Source organism: candidate division WOR-3 bacterium (genome assembly GCA_016867815.1).
In the GTDB taxonomy this organism is placed as follows: domain Bacteria; phylum Hydrothermota; class Tepidihabitantia; order Tepidihabitantales; family Tepidihabitantaceae; genus UBA2258.
Genome location: VGIR01000006.1, coordinates 14,888 through 35,747, shown reverse-complemented (window position 1 = coordinate 35,747; position 20,860 = coordinate 14,888). Strand labels below are relative to the sequence as shown.

At 64.7% G+C, this 20,860-nt stretch carries 14 protein-coding genes; all 14 read right to left on the bottom strand.

The genetic code is table 11. The features are described 5' to 3' along the window. The 14 genes from FJY68_01865 to FJY68_01800 all read right to left on the bottom strand — a co-directional run bounded on the left by FJY68_01865 (position 1) and on the right by FJY68_01800 (position 20,784). Positions 1-1,332, bottom strand: a complete 1,332-nt coding sequence (locus tag FJY68_01865) for a YncE family protein (GenBank protein ID MBM3330582.1) — start codon at positions 1,330-1,332, stop codon at positions 1-3. Positions 1,333-1,383: 51 nt separating this feature from the next. Continuing rightward, on the bottom strand, positions 1,384-2,580 hold the full coding sequence (locus FJY68_01860; protein ID MBM3330581.1) for a hypothetical protein: 1,197 nt from the start codon (positions 2,578-2,580) through the stop codon (positions 1,384-1,386). Positions 2,581-2,589: 9 nt separating this feature from the next. After that, positions 2,590-4,176 carry a hypothetical protein gene (locus tag FJY68_01855; protein MBM3330580.1) on the bottom strand — a complete coding sequence of 529 codons (1,587 nt, stop codon included), beginning with the start codon at positions 4,174-4,176 and terminating at the stop codon, positions 2,590-2,592. Between the two features lie 15 nt (positions 4,177-4,191). Beyond that, on the bottom strand, positions 4,192-5,775 hold the full coding sequence (locus tag FJY68_01850) for a hypothetical protein (protein ID MBM3330579.1): 1,584 nt from the start codon (positions 5,773-5,775) through the stop codon (positions 4,192-4,194). Positions 5,776-5,790: 15 nt separating this feature from the next. Next, positions 5,791-7,875 (bottom strand): hypothetical protein, encoded by a 2,085-nt coding sequence (locus FJY68_01845; GenBank protein MBM3330578.1) that lies wholly within the window; start codon positions 7,873-7,875, stop codon positions 5,791-5,793. Positions 7,876-7,884: 9 nt separating this feature from the next. Then, positions 7,885-10,476, bottom strand: a complete 2,592-nt coding sequence (locus FJY68_01840; GenBank protein MBM3330577.1) for a hypothetical protein — start codon at positions 10,474-10,476, stop codon at positions 7,885-7,887. A gap of 9 nt (positions 10,477-10,485) precedes the next feature. Then, positions 10,486-11,712 (bottom strand): YncE family protein, encoded by a 1,227-nt coding sequence (locus FJY68_01835; protein MBM3330576.1) that lies wholly within the window; start codon positions 11,710-11,712, stop codon positions 10,486-10,488. Positions 11,713-11,721: 9 nt separating this feature from the next. Further along, entirely contained in the window at positions 11,722-13,068 is a 1,347-nt protein-coding gene (locus FJY68_01830) for a hypothetical protein (protein MBM3330575.1), read from the bottom strand. A 13-nt stretch (positions 13,069-13,081) separates the two neighbouring features. Continuing rightward, complete coding sequence (locus tag FJY68_01825) at positions 13,082-13,612, bottom strand: acetyltransferase (GenBank protein MBM3330574.1); 531 nt, start codon at positions 13,610-13,612, stop codon at positions 13,082-13,084. 2 nt (positions 13,613-13,614) lie between these two features. Then, complete coding sequence (locus FJY68_01820; protein ID MBM3330573.1) at positions 13,615-15,039, bottom strand: hypothetical protein; 1,425 nt, start codon at positions 15,037-15,039, stop codon at positions 13,615-13,617. A 150-nt stretch (positions 15,040-15,189) separates the two neighbouring features. After that, positions 15,190-15,717: a T9SS type A sorting domain-containing protein gene (locus FJY68_01815; protein MBM3330572.1), complete on the bottom strand. Its 528-nt coding sequence runs from the start codon at positions 15,715-15,717 to the stop codon at positions 15,190-15,192. Between the two features lie 12 nt (positions 15,718-15,729). Continuing rightward, a complete protein-coding gene (locus FJY68_01810; protein ID MBM3330571.1) occupies positions 15,730-18,279 on the bottom strand; it encodes a hypothetical protein in 2,550 nt (849 codons plus the stop codon). Positions 18,280-18,303: 24 nt separating this feature from the next. Continuing rightward, positions 18,304-19,839, bottom strand: coding sequence for a hypothetical protein (locus FJY68_01805; protein MBM3330570.1), 1,536 nt, complete (start codon positions 19,837-19,839; stop codon positions 18,304-18,306). A gap of 570 nt (positions 19,840-20,409) precedes the next feature. Then, the gene (locus FJY68_01800; protein ID MBM3330569.1) at positions 20,410-20,784 is read right to left on the bottom strand and encodes a hypothetical protein; all 375 of its coding nucleotides are present in this window, start codon (positions 20,782-20,784) and stop codon (positions 20,410-20,412) included. Positions 20,785-20,860 lie beyond the last annotated feature (76 nt).

Genomic DNA, 20,860 nt, shown 5'->3' with positions numbered 1-20,860 from the left:
CTACCGCGTCACTACGACCTTTGTCGTTGTCGAGCGGCGAGTGCCGACTGCCAAACGTGCGAAGTACAGCCCGGGCGCGAGGCGGCTCACGTCGTTCGCGCCGGACTCCAGCGGCATCACGCTGCGCCCGCTGATGTCCAGCAGGTTCCACTCCCTCACCTCCTGCCCCTCTCCCAGCGGGAGAGGGAAGGGTGAGGGCAGCAGGTACAGCACGCCGCGGACGATGCTTGCCCCGGGCGTGATGCGTGAAGCGTCGGGCGTGGAGCGTTGCTCCGCGACGGCTGCGGCCGAATCGCGCAGTACCGATATCGTTTGGTCCCACGAGTTGGCGACATACATCCGCTGACGTTGTGCGCTCCAGTACAGGTGGTCGGGTTTCGCCCCGACCGTGACGGTCGCTATCGCCGAGTCGGACGCGCCGTCGATCACTACCACTTTGCCGCCGTCGCGATCGGTGCAATACACCCGGTTGTGAATCGTATCGACGTCGATTGCACCGGGCGTGCCGGGAATCGTGACGTACGACCGGACCGAATCAGTCTGGCAGTCGATGATTCCGACGTTGTTGTTCCCGGTCGTCGCGGCGAAGACTTTGTTCACGCCCGGGCTGTAGCAGACGTACGTAGGCCAGACACCGACCGGAATCGGGCGCATAACGGTGTCGGCCGAGCAGTCGATGACCGCGACGTCGTTGCCGACGTCGAGCGCGACGTAGACGCGGTTCTGCATGGGATTGTAGCACATCATACCCGGGGTTTCGCCCACGGTAAGGCGGGCGCAAATCGTGTCCGCCGCGCAGTCGATGACTTCGACCCGGCTTTGCGAGTGGATGGACACGTACAACTTGTTCATGCCCGGGTTCAGGCACACGTAGTCCGGCATGTGCGCAACCGCTATGCGGTGGATGACCGAGTCGCCGGCGCCGTCGATGACGGCGATGGTGCGGTCACCGCCCGAGCCGCAGTAGATGCGGTTGCTCGGCGCGTGATAGACCAGCGGGCCCGGCCAGGTGCCGATGGCTAGGTGTTTGATGACGGTGTCCGCGTCCGCGTCGATGATGGTCACGGCAGTCCCGTATGCGGCTGCAGCGTAGAGCTTGTTGTTCGCGGAATTGAAGCAGAGCGAGGCTGGATTCACCCCGCAGGGGATGGCTTTGACAAAGACGTTGGCCGCAGCGTCAACAACGTCGACCGTACCGTGGGCCGAGGTAGTGTTCGCCACGTACAGCTTGCCGGCAGCGGGGTTGCAGAGCATGGCTCCCGGCATCGACGTATCGGGCAGGGCTATCGTAGTCTCCAGCCACTGCGCGGACAGGCAACCGCACAGCAACATTGTCGCCGCACACAGAGTCAATCGACTCATAGTGTTTTCTCGGTTCACGGTCTAGTCTCCCACTACGATTTTGCGGATGGCCGCACTCACCGGGGAATGCACGAAGTAGACGCCCGGCGCGAGGCGCGAGACGTCATTCGCGCCGGACTCCAGCGGCATCACGCTGCGTCCGCTGATGTCCAGCAGCTCCGCATTCGACATTCGGCAACCGTCAATCGCCAATCGAAGGACGCCGCGGACGATGCTTGCCCCGGGCGTGATGCGTGAAGCGTCGGGCGTGGAGCGTCGCTCCTCGACTCCCGCGCCGTAGAACTGGAACACGCGCAGGCCGACCGGGTCCTCGGTGACGCAGACGTAGTCGCCCGCAAGGGCAACGCCGTTCGAGTAGCCGGGCGTGTCGTAGTATCCTACCTCCTGGGGTTGCTGCGGGTTCGACACGTCAACCACGCGCAGGCCCGCGTATCCGCCCGCCACGTAGGCGAAGTCACCGACAACCAGGACGTCCGCGGAGTAGCTAGGACTAGCGTAGCGGCCGACCTCCTGTGGGTCCGTCGGGTCGATGACATCAATGATGAGCATGTCCCCGGCCGTAACGTAGGCGTAGCTGCCCGAGACGGAAAGTCCCTGGCCGCTGCTCGGCAGGGCGCAGTATCCGGCGAGCGTTGGGCTGGCCGGATTGGCGACGTTGATGGTCAGGAACAGGCTTTGCAGCGCCCCACTGACGCAGGCAATGGTGTCCTTGACCGCAACGTCCTCGTAGAAGGCCAGGGTGTCGCAGAAGCCTACCTCATACGGGCTTACCGGATTGGCCACGGAGAGCACACGCAGGCCCGCGTCGCGGTTCGTGACGTAGAGGAAGGTGTCCTTGACCGCGACGCGCGGGGCAACGGCGGGCGTACCCCTCTGTCCGGCCAGGGTCGGGTTGCGCGGGTCGGCGACGTTGACCAGGAATACCCCGGCGGCGTGTCCGGCCACGTACGCGATGCTATCCCGAACCGCAACGCCAATCGCGTTTGCCATCGCGTCGAAGAACCCGACCTCGGTTGGGTTCTGCGGCTCAGTGAGGCTGACTATGCGCAGGCCGCCATGCGCGGCCGCTACGTAGGCAAGGCTGTCGGCGACGGCAACGTCAGTCGGATACCCGACCGGTACGCCATAGGTTCCGACCAGCCGGCAGTTGAGCGAATCGGCGCGGACCGCTGACACTGCCAGCAGCAGGCAGACGCCAACGAGGATGGTTGTTCTCATGTTTCCTCCCTAGTGATTGATGATGACCTTGGTCATACGCTCAACGCCTGACGCACTACGCATCACGCCAGACGCGGGACGCATGAAGTAGACGCCCGGCGCGAGGCGGGAGATGTCGTTGGGGCCGGGGACAAGGTCAAGTACCTTGCGGCCGGCTGCATCGAGCAGGGCGACTTCCGGTTGCAGGTTGCAGGTTGCAGATTGCAGATTGAGTATGCCGCGGACAATGGTCGGGCCGCGGTTCGTCGTTCTCACTTCGGCGCTCGGCGTTGCTTTGACCGCACCGGCTGAGCCGTAGGCCAGCGTCAGGTAGTCAATGCCCGTGCTGTCGTCGTCGGTCCGTCCACCGACGAAGACGTTTCCCTGGCGGCTGAGCGCGAGGACGTAGCCTTCGTCGAACCTGCTCGGCCGGTCGTAGCGCTCCACCCACCGCTGGTTGCCGGCCGAGTCGTACTTGACCGTGACTACGTCCCAGCCGCCGGTGGAGTCGGCGCTCGAGCCGGTGACGTAGACATTGGCTTCGGCATCGAGCGCGATTCCCTGTGCCGTAGCCCGACCTGTGAGACCGGCATAGAGTACTACCCAGCGTTCGGACCCGTCCGGGCTGTACTTGATGGTCGCGTAGTTGTAGTGGTTCTGGTCGACATAGCTGCCGCCGGTCACGTAGACGTTGCCGGCCTGGTCGAGTGCAAGCCCGGCTATCTGGTCGTCCTGGTTGCCCGCACCCACGTAGCGCCGGGTCCAGAGCGTGTCGCCGTTCGGCGCGTACTTGATCGTGACATAGTGGCTGCGGCCCGCGCTGTCGTTGCTGACTCCGCCCACGAGGACGTTGCCGCTACCGTCAACCGTGATGAACCTGCCCATGTCCGACTTGCCGCCCGGCCCGACGTAGACGGTCGCCCAGAGCGACTCGCCGGTCGGGCTGACCTTGCAGGTCAGCAGGTCGCCGTAGCTGCCGCTCCGGATCGTGTACCCGGTCAGGTAGACGTTGCCGTCGCGAGCCACCGCGATTGCGTTCGCCCCATCGTTGTCTCCGCCGTCATAGTTGAATGCCCATGCCTCAGTCCCGTTCGGGTCATACTTGACGGCGACAAAGTCGAGGTAGTTGAGGCTTCCCGCCTCGCCCGTGACGTAGCTGTTTCCCGCCGAGTCGACTGCGACCTGAGTCGGCCGGTCCCGGTTGCCGAAGTCCCTGGTCGTAGTCCAGAGTGAATCGCCGGTCGGCGAGTACTTGATGGTCTGCCACTCACCGTACTGTGAGGTCGAACTGCCGAGGTAGCCGGTGATGATGACGTTGCCGGAGCGGTCAACGGCAAGCGCCGTCCCGCCGTCGCAGCCGGAACCCGGGTTGAAGTGCCGAAGCCAGGCGGTGTCGCCGCTCGGTTTGTACTTGATGGTGACGAACTCCGCATCGTTCGCGCTGAGCTCGCTGAAGCCGGAGACGATGACGTTGCCCGAGTCGTCTACGCCGATGGCGTAGACCTCGTCGTAGCTGTTGTATGGCCCGTTGTAGGTCCCGGACCAGAGCGGATCGGCATGCAGAACGCAGGATAGCGCGACGCAGCCGATACAAGCCCGAAGAACGTTCCAGGTCATTCCGTTTTCCTTTCGCTATCTCGTGACAATGATCTTCTGCATCCCGAATGCGGACAGCCGACTTCCGTCAATCGACTGTAGGAAGTAGATTCCAGGCGCTAAGCGCGAAGCGTCGTTCGGACCGGGCTTCAGGTCCATCACCTTCCGACCATCGGAAGTGATGAGCGATGAGTGATGAGTGATGAGTGAGGCAGGCAAACGCAGCACGCCGCGGACGATGGTCGGGCCGCGGTTCGTCGTTCGCACTTCGGCGCTCGGCGTTTCCTCGACGCCGGGGGCCTGAACGTACTTGATGGTAACGTATTCGAAGTCCTGCGAATTGGACATCGAGAAGCCGGCCACATAGACGTTGCGGTCAGCGTCCAGCCCGATGCCGACCGGCTGGTCCCAGTCGTTCGCGTAGCCGCTGTACCTTGTCTGCCAGCGCGGCGTCCCGTCCGGCCCGAGGCTGATAGTGTGGAAGTCGTACTGCGTCGCCGGGCCGAAGCCGTAGCCCGTGATGTAGCTGTTGCCATCCCCGTCGACCACCAGTGCCGTGGCCCAGTTGCCATAGCCGCCATAGTCCCAGCGCCGGGCCCACAAGGAGTCGCCCAACGGGCTGTAGCAGATGACCAGGTAGTCGGCGAACGTGCCGTCCCCGCCGCTGTAGCCGCAGACGTAGACCCGTCCCCGTGCGTCGGTGCCGATGCCTACAACCTCGTCATCGTCGTCTCCCGAGCCATTGTATCGCCGGGTCCAGAGCGTGTCGCCGTGCCGGCTGTACTTCACCAGCGCGAAGTCGCGGCCCGTGCCCCAGCCTTCGGTGTACCCGCCGACATAGACGCTTTGCGACGCGTCGACAACCAGGCAGGTCGCCTTGTCCTCGTCGTTGCCGCCGGTGCCGGTCCAGCGACGCGCCCACAGCGTCTCCCCCACGCCGTCGTACTTCACGGTCACGACGTCGACATTCGTCCCGGTGTTGCGGCTCGACCCGGCCACGTAGATATGGCCCACGGAGTCGATACCCAGCGCCTCGGCCTCGTCGGCGCTGTTCGCGTCGCCGTTGTGGTTCGCGGTCCATAGGGTCTCGGCGTCCGCGCCATAACGAATCGTGGTGAAGTCCCAGTTGCCGGCCGGGCCGAACGCCGCGCCGGTCACGACGCACCCGCCGCCCGGGTAGGCGGCAACCGCACGCGCCTCGTCGTTCTCGGCGAGCGACCCGGAGTGGTAGACAGCCCATCGTACGATGCCGTCGCTGTCGTGCAGCGCGGTCATCCAGTCGAACCGCCCGCCCTCCTGCCAGGCCTTGCCGGTGACGTAGCAGTTGCCCTCGGCGTCCACCGCCAGCGCGGTCGCCCGGGCACTCGTGTCGCCCCGCCCGTCGAAGCGGCGAAACCAGACGGCCTCGCCGGCGGCATCGTAGCGGACGGTCGCGAAGTCCTCGATCGTGTCGTCGTCGAAGCTGTGGCCTGTGACCCACACGCCTCCCGATGGGTTCGTCACGAGCGCGGCCGGCAGGTCGGCCGAGTCGCCCGCCCCGTTGAGCCGGCGCACCCAGGCGGTATCCACCTGGGCCGACACGCTCACAACGACGGCTGCGAGCACTGGCAGTAGCCTCATGCCCATTGAATCCTCCTACATGACAATGACGACCTTGGTCACGCTTGACGCCTCACGCTCGACGCCGGACGCTTGACGCATGAAGTAGACGCCGGGGGCGAGGCGCGAAACGTCATTCGGGCCGGGGCGCAGGTCCGCCACCTGCCGCCCTGCCGCGTCCAGCAGTACTGCGACTCGTGGCCTGAAATCAGCGGCCGCCTCCAGCCGGAGAACGCCGCACACGAGCAGGGTCGGCAGGTGCTCTCGCCTCCCAGCTCCGCGCGGCGGGCCGGCCTCTTCTATCCACTGCCCGCCTTCTGTGGCTTTGAGAATCGTGCCGTAGGCCCCGACCGCGTAGCCGATCCCAGTTCGGCCGCAGAACCAGACCCCGGGCAACTCGTTGCGGCAGCGGGTGACCTGCGTCGTCCAGCTCTCGCCGCCGTCGGTGGTGTAGAGCATCTCGCCGCCGCTGACGTACCCCGTGTCATTGCCGAACGGGAAACTGGCCCGATAGATGCTGAGACCCGAGGATGGTCGCTTCAGCGTCCAGGTCGCACCGCCATCAGTGGTCTTGGCGATACCATCGCCGAGAGCGTAGCCGGTGCGGGTGTCGTGCGGAAACAGCAGCCCATTGAGATACGCCAGCCCGCTGCTATGCTCGGACCAGGTGCCGCCGCCATTTGTTGTCTTGTAGACCAGGCCGGGCCAGGCAGCCACCCATCCGGTATCGCTCTGGCCGGGCGGGAAGCTGACCGCCATCATGTCCTCGTTCGTGGGCGGAGACGGATACGTCCACTGCAGCCCTCCATTGGTCGTCTTCGCAAGTGACCCGTCCGAACCGCAGGCATAACCGACCTGCGTGCCCCAAGGAAAGCAGATGCCAGCCAGACCGTACGGGGCGAACCCGGTCGAGAGCCAGCTTTCCCCATCCCAGGTCAAATAGAGATTTCCCCAGGCGTCGCAGGCATACCCACTGTCATTGCCCGCGGGGAACGCGAGACCGGAGACTGCCGAAGAAGTCTGCAGGTCCTGCAGATTCCAGGTCACGCCCGCGTCGGTTGTCTTCAGTATCGTTCCTTGGAAACCTGCGGCGTAGCCGGTGTCCGGCCCGGTAGGAAAGACGACGTACAGGAGATGCTCGGTGTGGGGCGTGGCAGTGACCATTCGCCAGGACTGGCCGGCATCCGTCGTCCGGTAGATGCGGCCTGCCCCGCCGGCGATGTAGCCGGTGTCGGGTCCGGTCGGAAACTGGATGACGTCAAGCCTCTCGGAGATCTGGCCGGCTCTGGCCCAGGTCAGGCCGAAATCCGTGCTCCGGTAGATGGACCCGTGGAACCCGACCAAGTAGGAGGTGCTCGTGCCCGGCACGAACGCGGCATCTATGAAGTCGCCAATGCCGGTAGGGACAGGGCATCGCTGCCAGGTGGCACCGGCATCGGTCGTGCGCAATACGAAGGTGTCCTCACCCGCAACCAGGCCACTGTCCGGGCTACGCGGGAAACAAACAACTCGCAGGTTAGACAGGGTCCCGGAGCTGAGTTGCTGCCAGGAGTTCCCGGCATCGGTCGTCTTGAGGATTGTGCCTCCGCCGCCGACCACGTACCCGGTCTCGACGCTCACCGGGAAGGACAACTGCTTCCGGAAGTACAGCCCCGGCATCGGGAGGTGTAGCCAGGTCTGTCCGCCGTCGGTGGTTCGGAATATGGTGTCAGGGTACGCGCCCAGAGCGTAGCCGTTCAGGTCGTCGCGGGGGAAGCAGAGGTCGGGTACCTCAAGCGGGTGACTCACGATCTGATGCCGGGTCCAGGTTTCGCCGCCATCCGCGGTCCGGTAGACCTGGCCCGAATCGCCGCCGGCATACCCGACCCTGGTCCCGACCGGGAACTGAAGCGACATGAGGTCGTTCGAGAACGTCGTCGGCAGAAGTGTCCAGGTGCTTCCGGCGTCGCAGGTACGCAGAACCGTGCCCCAGACACCGGCCGCGTACCCGGTGTCGTTGCCCACGAAGCTGATACCCTTGATGGAGTTCGTCGTTGTCCGGGGAGATAGCCATTGCCAGCCGGCACCTGCGGAGGAACACAGCAGCGACGAAGCGGCGTACAGAGTCAGCATTAGTTTCACGGTTACTCCCTATCTCGGAATTATGACCTTGCGGACAGCTCGTGCTTGAGCTTGCGCTACTGCTTCTCTCAGAAAATAGACGCCCGGTGCGAGGCGCGAAACGTCGTTCGGGCCGGGGACAAGGTCAAGGACCTTGCGGCCGGCTGCATCGAGCAGGGCGACTTCCGGTTGCAGGTTGCAGATTGCAGATTGCAGATTGAGTATGCCACGGACGATGGTCGGGTTTGGCGTCTGGCGTAATGCATAGGGCGTAGAGCGTTCTTCGATACCGTAGAACGGGTAGATGCCCGCCCAGATACGCATCGTCTCGACATAGGAACCGCGAAGCGTGTCCACGTAGCCCGAGTAGACTACCACAATCCGTCCCCCAGAGCCAAGTGCGACCGAGGGCGTGGCCTGGTATTCAGGCTCTGCGCAGACCGGGAAGGAGTCGAGAACCGCGCCTTGCGGGCTGATGCGTGCTCCCCAGAGGTCGCCGGGAGAGTTGTTCCGGTACTGCCAGACGCAGAAGAAGTTGGTGCCGTCGAAGACCATCTGCAGCGGGTCCTGGTAGTTGGCCGGCTCCCAGCCGAGCGGGATGCCCCCGGGGTCGAGCACAGTCCCAGCCTGGCTTACCCTGGCGTAGTAGAGGCTCTCCTCGTCGCCGCCGCGCCGGTCCTGCCAGGCCACAAGCCAGTTGGTTCCGTCAAAGGCCACCGACGGTGCGTACTGGCTGTTGCCCGCGGTCGAGATGGCGATGCCGGCCGTGTCCAGTATCGTTCCGTCAGGTGAAACCCGCGCTCCGTAGATGTCATAGCTCGAGCCGCTGCGAGCGTCGTACCAGACCACGAGGTAGCTGCCGGCGCCGAACGCGACGTCGGCCCGGTTCTGCTCGCCGGGCACTTGACAGACGAATACGGGGTTGCTGTCCAGTACGACTCCATCCTGGCCCACGCGCGAGCAGACGACGTTCCAGTCCTGGCCCGGGCACTTCATTGCCGCCACGACCAGCCAGTTGGTGCCGTCGAAGGCCACCGACGGCGGCCAGGCGTCATATCCCCAGAGGCGCGTCGAGACGGGGACAGTGTCGAGCACCGCTCCGGCGCGGTTCACGCGGGCTGCCTGAATTCTGCGATAGTTGCCGGAAGGTGCATCCCAGCAGACCAGGCAGTTGCTGTCGCCTCGTGCCACCACCGGAGTACCCAGGCCCCCCGAGTGTTCGGCAATCGGGAAGCCACCGGGGTCGAGAACCACACCGACCGGGCTCATCCGTGCGCCGTAGACGTTGTCCGCGCCCTCGTGGGCGCGGCCGTCCTTCCAGACGGCGAGGTAGTTGCTGCCGTCAAAGGCCACCGCGGGCTCTTTCTGTTCATAGGCGTAGAGCCTGCTCGGGAGCAGCGCGTCAACCGTATCCAGCACGATACCGGCCGGGCTGAGCCGGTTGCAGCAGATGTCCGGGTCGCTCGGGTCGCTCCGCCAGTCAGCCCACGCCACCAGCAGTCCGGAGGAACCGGACGCGATACAGGGATAGTACTGGTTATCGTCCGCTTCACACACGACAATGCCGGTGTCCAGCACCGCGCCCGAGGGCGTGACCCGCGCCGCGAAGATATCGCAGTTACCGCCGCCGGTCAGCCGGTCGTCCTCCCAGGTGACGAAGTAGTTGGCGCCGTCAAAGGCCGCTGCCGGCCCTCCTTGCCAGTAGGGGTCTGAAGTGACATTCAGTCCGGCCGTGTCCAGCACGACTCCGGCCGGAGACACGCGCGAACCCATCACTTCGCCGTCCGGGCTGCGATAGTCCTCCCACACCACGAGCCAGGTTGAACCACCGGCGGTCGCACTCGGGCCGTCCTGGCTCCCCGGGGCGCGCGAAACCGCGATGCCGGCCGGGTCCAGCACCGTGCCGGCCTGTGTCACGCGGGCCGCGTAGATATCGTCCGACGTGAGCGAGTCGTTGCGCCGGTCCTTCCAGGCAACCAGGTAGTTCGTGCCGTTGAAGCCTACCGTCGGGTATTCCTGCGGCAGCATCACGCTCGAGACTAGGATGCCGGCCGGGTCCAGCACACCGCCGCCGGAATTGACCCGCGCGGCATAGATGTCCTCGTCCAAGCTGTCGATCCGCGTGTCCTGCCAGACAACCAGGAAGTCGCTGCCGTTCGAAGAAACCCCCGGGAACTTCTGGGAATGGGCGGTCGAGCAGACTGGTATCCCGTCCGGGTCCATCACGACCCCGGCGGTGCTGACCCTTGCGGCGTAGATGTCGTACGAGGAATTGCGCGCATCCTGCCATACCACGAGATAGCCGGACCCGTTGAACGCCACCCTCGGTTCGTACCGCTCGTCGTCGTCGTTGGCGACCAGGATGTTCCCTGAGTCGAGCAACACCCCGGCTGAACTCACCCGAGCGGCCCAGATCGCTTCCCGGTCTCCTCGCAGGTCCTGCCAGACAACCAGCCAGTTCGTACCGTCGAACGCGGCGGCCGGGTACTTCTGTGCTCCATAGGGTGCCACGAATCGCACGCCGGAATCAATCAGCACCGGCGGCGAGGGCAACGCCCGGACCTGCCCGACCCCTGCCAACGCTGCACCCAGTATCGCCACACTCAACGCAGTGGTTCTCACGCCAACCTCCTATCGGGTCACAATGACCTTGGTCATACGCTCAATGCCTGACGCACTACGCATCTCGCCGGACGCGGGACGCATGAAGTAGACGCCCGGCGCGAGGCGCGAGACGTCGTTCGGGCCGGGGACGAGGTCAAGGACCTTGCGGCCGGCTGCATCGAGCAGGGCGACTTCCGATTGCAGGTTGCAGGTTGCAGATTGCAGATTGAGTATGCCGCGGATGATAGAGGGGCCGGGCGTGATGCGTGAAGCGTCTGGCGTGGAGCGTCGCTCCTCGACCGCCACCGGCACCGAGTCGCGCAGGACCGATATCGAGGAACCCGATTTGTTGGCAACGTAGGTCCGGTTCCAATCCGGGTTGTGACAGAACCCAACCGGTTCGTCGCCGACCGCGATAGTCGCCTTCGCGGAGTCGGACGCACAGTCGATGACGGTCACGTCGTCGCTGGTCTCGTTCGCACAGTAGACCTTGTTGCAGGCGGGAGCGTAGACGAGGGCGTGGGATCCGTTGCCCGTCGGCACGGTCGCTGTGAGCGAGTCGAACTCGCCGTCGACCACGCCGACATTGAGGCTGTAGTAGTTCGCGGCGTACACCTTGTTGTCCCGAGGGTTGTAGACCACGGCCAGCGGGTAGGTTCCTCCGGTCGAGGCCGTTGCCACCACGGTATCGGACGAGCCGTCGATGACCTTCAGGACGGCGCCGGTCATGCTCGCGCAGTAGACCTTGTTGCCGGCGGGGTTGTAGCAGATGGCCGTGGGGTAGGCGAAAGCTACGGTCGCGACGACCGAATCCGCCGTGCAGTCTATCACGGCCACGCCGTGGCCGTCGTAGCAGGCAGCATACACCTTGTTGTCCTGCGGGTTGTAGCAGAGGGCGCGCGGCCCGGTGCCGACGGCAAGGGTCGCGACGACCGAGTCTGTCGCCGCGTCTATGACCGTCACGCTGTTGGAGCTCGAGTTCGCGCAATAGATCTTGTCGCCCGTGGGGTTGTGGTAGAGGGAGCGCGGTCCGCCGCCGACATTCACGGTCGCGAGAATCGCGTTGGTCGCGCCGTCGATGACCGTCACCGTGTTCGATGACTGGTTCGCGCAGTACACCTTGCCGTTCAGCGAGTCATAGACCAGCGCGGCCGGACCGGACGCCGGCGGCAGGTCGATGGTCGCTTCCAGCCACTGGGCGGAGACGGCTGACAACACACAGCCTGCGGCCAACAACACGGAGGACAACCTCATCGGTTTCTCCTATCTTGTCACAATGACCTTGGTCATGCGCTCAATGCCTGACGCACTACGCATCACGCTGGACGCAGGACGCACGAAGTAGATGCCGGGGGCCAGCGAACGCACGTCGTTCGCGCCGTGGTTCAGCTCGATCACTTTTCGGCCGGTTGCGTCCAGCAGGCTTGCAGCTTGAGGCTTGTGGCTTGAGGCTCGCGGCAGCGTCAGCACGCCGCGGACGATGGTAGCGCCGGGCGTGATGCGTGAAGCGTCCGGCGTGGAGCGTCGCTCCTCGACCGCGCCCGAGGCTCGCAGTATGGAGACGGTCGCGCCGTAGAAGTCGGTCGTGTAGACACGGTTGTCGCGGGTGTTGTAGACCAGCGAAAACGGGCCGCGCCCGACCCCGACGCTGGTCCTGACCTGCGAGCTCTCTGCGTCGAGGACGAGCACCGAGTCGCTGCCGAGCGCGACAAAGACGTAGCCAAGCTCTGGGACCGCGAGCGAGCCCTCGGGCCAGCCGCTCACCGGGGTGCTCGCGACGACCTGGTTCGACGCGCCGTCGATGACCGCGAGCACCGCGCTGGTGAAGCAGCTCACGTAGACCCGGCTCCGGGTCGGCTCGTAGCTGACGCGGTGCGGGTACTGGGCCGGCTTCAGCGTGGCGACGACCATGTTGCTGGCGCAGTCAATCACAGCCACGGTTGAGTCCGTGCCCTCCGCCGTCGCGGTGTAGACCTTGTTCTCGCGGGAGTTCCAGCAGAGCTTGTCCGGGGCCGGGCCGACCTTGATCGTCGCCACGACGACATTGCCGGCGCAGTCAATGACGTGGACCGCGCTGTCGGTCCGGGTCGCCACGTAGACCCGGTTGTCGGTCGAGTCGTAGCAGACGCCGTAGGGCTTGAAGTCGAAGGGGATGGTGACCTCGACGGCGTAGCTGGCGCAGTCGACCACGACCACGACGCTAGGGTTGCCGCCGAGGACGTAGAGCCTGTCGTTGACCGGGCAGCGGACCACGTCCCACGGGTGCGTGCCGAGGCTCTCGGTCGCGACGACGACGTTGGTCGCGCCGTCGATGACGCTGAATGTCTGGCTGCCCTCGTTGAAGCAGAAGACCTTGTTGTTGAGCGGGCTCCAGATGATGGCGTGCGGCTGGTCTCCGACCGCGACCGTGGCGGCGACTTCGTTGGTCGTGCCGTTGATGACCGTCACGTTGTCTGCGCCCCAGTTCGCGCAGTAGACAAAGTCGTTCTGCGGGTTGTAGCAGAGTGCATATGGCCAACTGTCGGCCGGGACGGTGGTCTCGAACCACTGGGCATGTACCGGCGCCGAGGTCAGAACGCAGATTGCGGACACGAGCATACAGACTCTCAAACCATCCTCCTATTCAGTCACGGTGCTTTGGTGAATCGCCACCGGCAGCGCCTCGGCGGCGCGTCATCAGCAGGCAGCGCCCATAAGGGACATCGTCGAACTCCCGTTCCTCGCTGAACCCGGCCGCGGCGAACGCCCGGCGCGACGCGACGTTCTCGACCATTGTCGCCGCCATCACGAGCGGCACATTGGGGTCGGCCAACGCCTCGTTGGCGATAAGCCGAATCGCCGCCCGGCCCACGCCTCGGTTCTGCTCGGCCGCCTCGCCGACCATTATGTCAATGTCAACGACGGTCTCCGGGATGTCGTGCAGCCCGGCGACGTCCAGCTCCTCCCGCGTCGGGTGCTGCCGGACGATAAGGCCGACCTTGCGTCCGTCCGCCTCGATGAGTGAGGCGCGCGCCGAGGGCGGCAACCGGCTGAGTTCGACCGCGACAGGGGCCGGGTCGCCCCAGTAGCGCCGGACGTGTTCGGCGCGCAGCCAGCGCTCGACAAGGCCAAGGTCGCGGGCTTCCAGCGCGAGGAGCCTGACGATTGCCGCCATACTTAGCGCGGGACTACGACCGTCCGGACCTCCGCCGCGCCACGGACGAAGTACACGCCGGGAGCGAGGCGCGAGACGTCGTTCGCGCCGGGCACGAGGCCCATCACCTTGCGGCCGCTGATGTCCAGCAAGTGGTTTGTGCTTGAGCTTGGGCTTGCGCTCGGCGCCAGCCGCAGCACGCCGCGGACGATGGTGGCTCCGCGGTTCGGTGTTCGCACTCCGTCACTCGGCGCTTCTGCGACGGCGGTCGGGTATGGCGCGTTCCACCAGCAGCCGTTCAGTCCCGCTCCGACAAAGACGCAGCCCGCGCCGGGAAACGGCCCGCCCGGTGTGTAGCAGAGCTTGGGCTTGATTTCGGACCCGGTGCCGGCACTGCCCTCGTTGATTCGCAGGGTGTCCGACCACTGCGTCGGGCTCGCCGCGTTGGCGTAGCGGCGGTAGACGGTCCGGAACACGTCGTTGTCGCTGATGTAGGATGCATTGATGTACTGGTTCCCCAGGCTTGTGTAGTTGCGCAGATCGGGAAACCGCTCATTGGTGGCCCTCGAGCCGGCAAGGTAGTCGGGTCCATACCAGTTCCAGCCGCCGTCGGCGTAGCTGGACACTATATCCCAGTCACCGGAGTTATGGTAGTTCTCCGACCAGAGGGCCCACACGGTCGCGGTCGACTCAGGAAGGGTGAAAGCGGTGGCAATGACCGGATCGCCGACCTCGTAGCCGCTGTAGTAGAAGGCCGACTTCCAGTACCCGCTGCCAAGGTAGAGGCGGTTTCTCAGCAGGGTCAGCGAGTCGCCATGTGTGAATGTGCAGAAGATGTAGCTACCGGGTCCGGCCGAGATGTGCGGGTCCAATGCCCGGTGACTGGCGCTGTCGGTTATGTACCACTGGCGGCCGTAGGTCGAGGAGCGCAGGAAACGGACAGCGTGACCGCTGCCGGGCGGATCGGGATTTGTCACAACTGCGTACAGCCAGTAGTTGTCCCCGGTGTAGTCGCGGCAGACCGCAAAGTCGCGGATTGTGTCCGGGCCGACCGCGACGTCGAAGATGTTGCCAGCGCCGGTTTCGCGGTCAAACCGGAGACACTGGAGGTCGCCGTTTTGCGCCGGGCTGAGATAGAAAAGGTAGACGAATGCCGATTCGCCCTCACCGACCACCAGTCCCAGTCGGTCTGCAATCCCGGCAGTGCGCAGAGACAAGAAGAATCCCCAATTCAGACCGTGATCGGTCGTTCGGTGGACGCGCAAGCTGGTGTCTTCCAGCAGCGTGAATGCCGCCCACATCGTGCCGTCCATCTCGTAGTCGGCCGCGGTAGCGACGATGGTCCCGTCGCGTATCTGGATATCAGCCCCGTCTGGCTGCGCGGCGGCGGTTCCAGTCAGAGAGACCAGCAGGCAAACGAGAACCACGTACGAGCATCTGGTGTACATTGAGTATCTCCTCTCGCGGATATTCTAAGACGTCGTGGTCGTCGGTCAAATCCAGTTGCGGCAAGCAGAGGCTGGCTCTCGCCCGCCCGTCTCCGTTCACGCTCTAGTTCCGGTCTCTACCTCAACCTTGGCCTCAGCCTTGCCCCTACCCTACCTCTGCAGCACCACCTTCTCCGTCGCCCGGTAGTCGCCGGCCACAAGGCGGACGAAGTAGACGCCGTTGGCAAGACTGCGGCCATTCTGGTCGCGGCCGTCCCAGACAACGCTGTAGGCGCCACGCTTCATGCTCGATGCGCAGAGCGTCCGGACAACCCTGCCGGTCAGGTCATGCACCTGCAGGAGCGTCTGGTGTTCAGCGTCCAGCGTGTAGCGGATCGTCACGCTGCGTGCAGCGGGAGTCGGGAATGGACGGTACAACCTCGTTTTGAACGCTTGACCGCTGGACCACTGGGCCTCTCTCACACCGGTCGCACCCTCCGGCTGCCAGAAGCCGATCAGCGCCCAGTAGTTCGCGCCCGCAATGGGCCCGGCTGCGGTCTGGCCGACGGTCGAGCCGCACTTGTAGTTGCCCGTCATCTCCCCGCCCCCAAACCCCACCACGCTCCAGTCACACCTGTAGGGCTGGGCGAGACAGAATGGACTACAGAGAACGTAGAGGACACAGAGAGTTCTGAGCATCACGGTTCCTCCCTACGGCTGCCCGGCCGGCTGTGGAGTCGCCGTGAGCGAAGTCGCGGTCGTGGCTTGAGTATGCACCGTCCTCGGTCGTTCGACCGTTTCGGACGGCTGCGGTCCGGGCGCATCCGGCAGGCGCACGCCCTCGTTGCCCTTCCACTTGGCAAGTACCCGCCAGGAGAACCGGGCGTTGCTCGAGCCGCCCTGCAGTTCGTACACGTCGAACCCGGTTTCGTCCTTCTTCACGTAGACGCCGTTGCAGTCGTCTTCCAGTTGGACGAAGACCTTGAGCCGGTGCGTCGCGTCAACCTTGATGCAGTCGGAGAACAACGCCTCGAGGTCAATGCGGCAGTGTCCCTTGACCAGTTGACCCTCGCCCGCATCCTCAAAGTATGCCTCCGGCATCTCCGGCGCGAACAGGGTTTTCTTGCCGCGTCTGGTATCCATTATTGTCGAGACAGTGCCGGAACCGGCTATCTTGTAGTTCGTGCCGTTGTAGTACGCGACGTAGGCATAGGAACCGTAGCCGTTGGCGAAGTAGCCGCCCGCGGTCGGGTTGGTGCTGTTGCGAGCGTAGCCATAGACACCGTACTGCGTGCCGGTGCCGGCCACGCCGCTGCCGGACGCCAGGTGAGAGCCGCTGGCGTTGTTGCCGATGCCCGAGATGCCCGTGCCGCTGGTATTGCTGTTGTGGGCAAAGGAGCCGAACCCGTTGGCGTTGTTGATCTCGCCGTAGAGCCCGTAGGCTGTGCCGCTGGTGTTGGTGGCACGGCCATACCCGCCGCATACCGTTCCGACGAATGCGCCGCCCGAGCCCCCAGTCAGGTACGTGGCGCTCGCGCCGTTGCCCGTGGAGACGATGCCGGTGCCGGTGGCGTGCGAGTTGTGCACGCGTGCACCGAAGTGGGTCGCGTTGTTCGCGAAGCTGTACAGGCCGTGGGTGGTAGAACCGCCAAAGGCGCCGACTCCGGCGGCACCCGTGGTCGTCGCCGTGCCGTATAGGCCGTAGGCATAGCTACCGCCGTCGCCGTAAACTGCGGGCGAGCCGCTCGAGGCCGCCACGCCGTAGAACTGCGCCGCCCGGCCATAGCCGCTTATCCAGTGGTTGCCCGTCTGGGCCGATGAGTACTGGTTCAGAATGTAGCGGCCATCTGTATAGGTCGTGTTCAAGGCTATGTTTCCCGTGGTTGTGATGGGATTCGGCGTGCAGGTAATCCCGGTGCCGCTGGAGCATCTTGTCACCGTGCCGGTTCCTAGGCTGTCGTTGCGTGGCGCCCAGGCACTGCCGGTCCACTTGATGACCTGTCCGGAGGCAGCTCCGGCCTGATTGAGCTTGGGCATCGTCACCGCTGCGTCCTTGAGCTCGGCCGTATTCACGGTCGTGTCGCGGATGCCAGCCGAAGTGACCGCGCCATCCTGTATCTTCGCCGAGGTAATAGCACCGTCCTTCAGGTCGGCCGTGTTCACGGTGGTGTCACGGATGTCGGCCGCGGTGACGCTGCCGTTGACGATGTTCCCCGATGACACCGCGTCCGCCGCGACAGTCGGGTTCGGATACGTGCCGGTCAAACCGCCGCCAGCGGTTCCGCCGGGTGGCACGCCGCTGATGGTGGTATTGCTCGCAGCGGTGAGCCGTCCCTTGGCGTCTACCGTGAACGTACCGACCTGCGTGGCGCTGCCGTAGGACCCCGCCGATACGCCGGACGTTCCGAGCGTCGGGCTCGGATAGGTGCCGGTCAGGTCGCCGCCCGCGCTCTGGGCTTCGTTGACGTACCGGCCATCGCCCCAGGTCGCGTCGAATCCGACCGTACCGGTCGTGGTAATCGGATTGGGCGTGCAGACTGCGCCGGTCGCCTGAGACACGCTGGTTACGGTGCCGCCACCGCCACCCCCACCCACGCTGTCGTTCCGCGGTGCCCACGCGCTTCCGGTCCACTTCATCACCTGGCCGGACGAGGCGCCCATCTGGCTGAAGTCCGCCGCCGCAATAGTCCCGTCTGCTATCATGTTGCTGGTTACCGATGACATTTGCCCCTCGTTCACATAGGCCGCGTCGTGGTTGTGTCCGGAAGGAGCGAATGCGGCCGTGTCCCTGCCCTGCAGCAGGTCGGCACTGGCCGCCCGGGAACTCAGGTAGGCATAGGCTGAACTGGCAAGGCGCAGGCGTGGGGTCAACTCCGCACCGCCGTCAACCGCCATGGCCAGATAGGCAGCACCGGCGTCGGGCATCGAGCCGATGGGCGTCACCGAGCCGAGCAGGACCGAGAAGAGCCCGGCCTTGGTCGTAACGCCCTGGGTCTCGTTCCAAATCGGGCTGCCGCCCGAAGGGGTGGTGTAGAGCCGGAACACGACCGAGTAGTTGCCGTCCGGGACCGGGATGCCGGTCGTGTCAGTCAGCTTGCCCTGGTATGACAGGATCTGCGGAACCGCTATCGCTTCTGTCCCGTAGCTCTTATCCTGAGGCCCCTGGCTTGGGGCCGTTTTTGGTACAACCGATGCCCTATCGACGGCCAATGCCACAAGGCAAAGCGCCGTCACGACCAGTATCAGGATTCTCGCTTTCATCTTCTCCTCCTATTGCTTCTTGATCTACGCCAGCTCAGCTTCGAGCTGGGCGATCCGGATCCTGTCAGTCTTCGCTTCGTCAAACAACGCCTGAACTGCGGCCAGCAGGACGCCGTCGGCGTCAGCCAGGTTGATGCTCGTCTCGTTCCCGCCATATCCGAAGGCGCTGTGGAAGTCCTGCGCTACCGGGCCGATGTGCCTGGTCCCGTCGTTCTGGTCCTTCATCTTGTAGTCACGCGCACGGAGCGACGCAACCTTGTCGAGCAGAGTCTTCCTGTCAACCGGACGGAAATCCTCCTTGGTCATGCTGTCACAGGCTGACTCCCAGGAGTTGGAGTTCGGGGCAAGGTACGCGCCGGTGGTCATTGCAGAATTGGAGAAGAACCACGCCCCGCCGCGCGCCCGCGCCCGGAATTGGAGGATGCCAGTGGTGTAGACCGATTCCGCGGCGGTCACCGCCCCGTCACTCCACACGAACGACCCATCGTGGTTGGACCTGGCGTAGCTGCCTGCCGCGAGACTGGAGTAGCCTCGGGCTGAATTCATGAAGCCACCTGGTACGGCAGAATTGCTGCCGCTGGCGGTGTTGTAGCTTCCGCCACCGACGGTCGCGAGACTCTCATCGGCGGTGTTGAAGCTGCCGCCGCCGACCACGGTCCAGATCGCGTCCGCGAGGTTGCGGTTCCCGCCGCCGACAAAGGAGTACTGCCCATTCGCGACGTTCCTGTTTCCTCCGCCGACGGCGCTCCAGTACGCACTTGCGGTGTCGTCCGAACCGCCCGCGACGACAGAATACCCTCCGTCCGCCACATTGTACCCGCCGCCGCCTACCACTGCGCAACTTCCGCGAGCATCGTTGTAGCAGCCGCCACCGACCGTGCTCCAATCCATGCCGGCGACGTTAACCTGCCCGCCAGCGACCGTCGTGTATCGGTAGTCCTGCCCTGAGAGCCCGGTGGTACAGGCAACGCCAAGGTTGACGTGCGTGCTACGGGCGGCGCCGTACAGCATGTTGCCGGAACCGCCGCGGGCAATGCCGAGCTGGCGTATTGTGAAGAGCACACTGTCGGGAGTCCCTCGTACCCACGCGTTGTCGCCACCAGCGCTTGCAAGCGCATAGCCTGCAGTGTCTGCCTTGTACGCGTAGGCCACACTCACTACACGCAGGCGCGGTACGAGTTCTGGCCCGCCGCCGACAGCCATGCCCAGGTACAGCCCGCCTGCGGCAGGGACCGAACCGATGGGCGTCATCGCTCCCAGCAGCACTGAGAACAGCCCGGCCTTCGTCGTGACGCTCTGCGTCTCGTTCCAGAACGAACTCCCCCCCGACGGCACGGTGTAGAGCCGGAACGCGACACTGTAGGTCGAGTCCGCGACCGGTCGGCCGAGCGTGTCGGTGAGCTGCCCCTGGTACGAGAGCATCTGCGGAATCGCGATGGCGTCAGCGCCATCGACCATGGACGATGGACTATGGACGATGGACTGACGGTCGCGGACCGCGTTGTCGGCCGCGAAGGTGAAGGCGCAGAACAGCGCCGGCAGCAGGATCGTGAACTTCATCTGACCTCCCAGGTATGTCAGGGCTTCCCATTCTCGTGGCGACGGATGGGGACTGTCCCGGCGTGGACTGTCCCCAAGGCCTGAAGCCGTAGCACGGGACGCGCCACCCCGCTCGCGCACGCCTAGTTATAGCCCCACCCGCTCAAGTGTCAAGTTGCGCCAGCTGGCGCCAGTCGCCTGCCCAGAAGCAGAAGGCGGGCCTGCGCCCGTCTTTGCCCCTTATGCTGTCTACTCACGACCACTTGCTCCTGTCGTTAGTCGGGGAATAGAACGGCAGGCAAGTCGGGAGACTGACCCGCACGCGACCTTGACTGCTGTCTCGACTGCAGCTCGGGCAACAAGCTCCCGAACTCACTGGAGAACAACCCGTAGAACAAACCGGCGAACTCCGTCCCCGGCTCTCCAGCACCCAAGCTCCCGAACTCCTGTTCACGTTCCTCCACTGACACCTGTCTACTGAATTCTGCATACTGTCCTCTTCGCAGTCTCCCCGTCTACTACCTACTCTGTTCTGTACTCTGCCATCGCGGTCTTCCCCCGGGTGAAGGTGCCCTTCCCGGCCATAAATGATCAGTAGGTGCGGAGCGTTGAGGTTACTGGGACAAGCGAGAGAACATACGTGATGAGTACTCTTATCATGCGGGCGGAGACGCTCGCGTCGGTATCGGCACCACAACGTGTGGTATTGGCCGGACGCAGCACCACAATCCTGCCGCCCACTCCACGACCCACAGGCCGCCTCCCCCCTAGCCTCTGCCGACACATCGCGAGACGCATCGGAACGGACAACTGCGCGAGCATCGACTCGTACATCGAGCCGAACAACGGTGCGAACAACAGCCGGAACACCGACCGGTAAGACTTCGTGAACAACGCGCGGTACAGCGACGGATTCAGGTCGAGGTTCAGGTCCGGGTTCAGCTCAGGACACAGCTCACGACGCAACCACCTGCGCAAGCGAGTATACAGCGCGCGGAGCTTCTTCCGCTACTTCGTGACGAACATCGAGCGGTACTTCGCC

Coding starts and splice junctions, on each gene's coding strand:
- FJY68_01865 (MBM3330582.1), bottom strand. CDS start 1,332: ATGTTGCTGTGCGGTTGCCTGTCCGCGCAGTGGCTGGAGACTACGATA.
- FJY68_01860 (MBM3330581.1), bottom strand. CDS start 2,580: ATGAGAACAACCATCCTCGTTGGCGTCTGCCTGCTGCTGGCAGTGTCA.
- FJY68_01855 (MBM3330580.1), bottom strand. CDS start 4,176: ATGACCTGGAACGTTCTTCGGGCTTGTATCGGCTGCGTCGCGCTATCC.
- FJY68_01850 (MBM3330579.1), bottom strand. CDS start 5,775: ATGAGGCTACTGCCAGTGCTCGCAGCCGTCGTTGTGAGCGTGTCGGCC.
- FJY68_01835 (MBM3330576.1), bottom strand. CDS start 11,712: ATGAGGTTGTCCTCCGTGTTGTTGGCCGCAGGCTGTGTGTTGTCAGCC.
- FJY68_01825 (MBM3330574.1), bottom strand. CDS start 13,612: ATGGCGGCAATCGTCAGGCTCCTCGCGCTGGAAGCCCGCGACCTTGGC.
- FJY68_01820 (MBM3330573.1), bottom strand. CDS start 15,039: ATGTACACCAGATGCTCGTACGTGGTTCTCGTTTGCCTGCTGGTCTCT.
- FJY68_01815 (MBM3330572.1), bottom strand. CDS start 15,717: ATGCTCAGAACTCTCTGTGTCCTCTACGTTCTCTGTAGTCCATTCTGT.
- FJY68_01810 (MBM3330571.1), bottom strand. CDS start 18,279: ATGAAAGCGAGAATCCTGATACTGGTCGTGACGGCGCTTTGCCTTGTG.
- FJY68_01805 (MBM3330570.1), bottom strand. CDS start 19,839: ATGAAGTTCACGATCCTGCTGCCGGCGCTGTTCTGCGCCTTCACCTTC.